At 30.3% G+C, this 2529-nt stretch carries 2 protein-coding genes and 2 pseudogenes; 1 reads left to right on the top strand and 3 read right to left on the bottom strand.

Annotation, left to right across the window (positions count from 1 at the left end; genetic code table 11):
- Positions 1-240: pseudogene (locus HG1285_RS04680) on the bottom strand (FMN-binding protein); the annotation flags it as partial.
- Positions 241-387: 147 nt separating this feature from the next.
- Between HG1285_RS04680 and HG1285_RS04685 the strand changes: the two are divergent.
- On the top strand, positions 388-1644 hold the full coding sequence (locus tag HG1285_RS04685; RefSeq protein WP_008288580.1) for a porin: 1257 nt from the start codon (positions 388-390) through the stop codon (positions 1642-1644).
- A 226-nt stretch (positions 1645-1870) separates the two neighbouring features.
- Here HG1285_RS04685 and HG1285_RS19820 read toward each other — a convergent pair whose 3' ends face one another.
- Together HG1285_RS19820 and HG1285_RS19815 are read right to left on the bottom strand one after the other, a co-directional pair.
- Positions 1871-2092, bottom strand: a complete 222-nt coding sequence (locus HG1285_RS19820; protein WP_198005455.1) for a gamma-glutamylcyclotransferase family protein — start codon at positions 2090-2092, stop codon at positions 1871-1873.
- Between the two features lie 8 nt (positions 2093-2100).
- A pseudogene (locus HG1285_RS19815) lies at positions 2101-2529 on the bottom strand (aldo/keto reductase); the annotation flags it as partial.

Here is a 2529-nt window from a genome sequence, read left to right as displayed (position 1 = left end):
ATAGCCTATAACTTTTCCATCTTTCTTTATCACATATGTTGTAAAAATTGAAGATGTAAGTTTGCTTTTAGATTTTTTTTGTATTTCTTTTTTCTGAGAACCTGTAAGCATAACATTTTTCTTCTCAATTTTAGCATCGGGAAAATTTTCTTTCAAAGCCTTTTCGGGAAGTATCAGGAGCCCAGCCCATACAGGTTTAACCATTAAAAATATAAGTAAATAAAACAATAGTTTATTCATAATTACCTCCTGCAAAGATTTTAATGAAACTAATAATCCAAAAATATGACCAAAAAGCCTTATTCATCATAAAAATTCAAAATTTTATTGTTTATTATTTTATCAAATTTTGAAATTGAGATTAAATATCAATTAGGAGGAAATAAAATGAAAAAACTTGGCGTACTGGCTTTAACAACTGCTCTGACTGCAGGGTCTGCTTTTGCACAGTCAGATTTAGAGGTTATTAAACAGAAAATAAAGATTTTAGAAGAGCAAAATCAGCAGCTTATTGATGAAATTGCAGATTTAAAACAACAGGTTGCAATTCCAGAACTTGCTCAAAAACAGTTTGCAGGAATGGGATTTGCAGCTTCTAAAGTTTATTTTTCTCCAAAAGGTTTATCTATAGGTGGTTATGGTGAAATCATTTATCAAAACTGGGAAAAATCCTCTAAAAAAGATATGACAGACACTTACAGATTTATCCCTTATATTGGTTATAAATTTACTGATAATATAGTCTTAAACTCAGAAATTGAGTTTGAGCATACAGACGAAGCTAAAGTTGAATTTTTATATATAGATTTTCTACTTAATAAATACTTTAATATAAGAGTAGGAAATCAACTTATACCTGTTGGTATAACAAATCTAACGCACGAACCTATATTCTTTAACTCAGTAAACAGACCAGAAGTTGAAACTAAAATTATACCTTCTACCTGGAATGAAAACGGGATAATACTATTTAGTACTGCTGATAAATTTACCTACTATGTAGGAATAGTAAATGGATTTTATTACAATGCAAAAGGCAAAGGTTTCTCTGCGGACTCATGGGTTAAAGGAGGAAAACAAGGTGGTGGAAAAGCATACGCTGAAGATTTAGCTTTTGTAGGAAGGTTTGACTTTAAAGGTATAGATGGACTAACAGCAGGGGTTTCTGCTTATAGAGGAAACTCTGGACAAGGTGATAAAGATACAACAGGAAATAAAATAGATGGAACTGTAAGTATATATGATGTGCATTTTGTTTATTCATGGAAAGGATTTGAAGTAAAAGGACTTTATGTTAAAGGTTTCCTATCAGATGCAGATAAAATCTCAACTGCTTTAGGAGATACAATAGGTAAAGAAGTTTACGGGTATTATTTAAACCTTGCTTATGACATACTTCCTTTAATTAATAAAGATACAAATCTTTGTCTTCCAATTTTTGTAAGATATGAAAGATTTAATACTCAAGAAAAGGTTGCTAATGGATTTACTGCAGATAAAGCAAATGATAAAACGGTATGGACAGTTGGATTTAATTTCAAACCTCATCCTAATATAGTTTTAAAGGCAGATTATCAGTTTAGAGATAATGAAGCTGGCGGAGAGTCTGATGTATTTGAGCTTGGCATGGGATTTATATTCTAAAATCTAACCTATATAAAACCAGAAACTTTAAAAATAGTCCTGCTGCTTGTAGTGTCCTACTATATCCTTACCTGCCTTAACGGCAGGTTTCTTTACCATGCGTTTTTTATAAAAACTTTCCTTTTACCAGTAGTTTTCCTTTTTTGTAAGGATAAAAGTAAGTAAAGGTATTTATTATTTTGCCGTTATAAAGTTTTACCGGAATTTCTTTTTTATAATAAATGTCTTATTCAATAAAATCTATCTTTTTTAAAGTTTCATAAGCTATTTCATAAACCTCTCCCTGAATATGAGAAAAAGGAGCATCAACTAAATAAGGATATTCTCCATAAAAAAGAGAATATTTTCTTACAGTTTTAGCAAAACCTAAAAATTTAGAATTTTTAAGTAAATAATTATACTGCAGTCCTTTTTTTAAAGTTCCGTAAGCGAAAATATAACAGCTCAATTTTAATCTTATAATCCAAGTAATTCATCAATTAAGTTATTTTCCACAGGGGGAATATCTTCTATTTCTAAATTTTCAAGTAAATGCTCTTTTTTACTCATACCTATTAAGGCAGTTCCTACTCTTTTTGTAGACCTTACAAACTGTATAGCTGCGTGAACCTGTTTTTTAACGCCAAGTTTTTCTACTATCTCTTCGGGTATTCTTCCAAGGATTTGAGACTGCATTATACTTGCACTTGTATATGTATAAATTCCAAGTTTTTCACAGGCTTCAAATGTAGAAAGTTTTTCACCGTCAATTTCTTGATTTTTCAGGACATAAGCTTCAGGCATTGCCATATTGTAAGGAAGCTGTATAAATCTAAAATGATGTTCTTCTCCAGCTACATCAACAGCAATATCAAAAATCTTTTTAAGATAAGATACTGTTTTTCT

The sequence above is a fragment of the Hydrogenivirga sp. 128-5-R1-1 genome (genome assembly GCF_000171895.1).
This window is presented reverse-complemented; position numbering and strand designations above follow the sequence as displayed.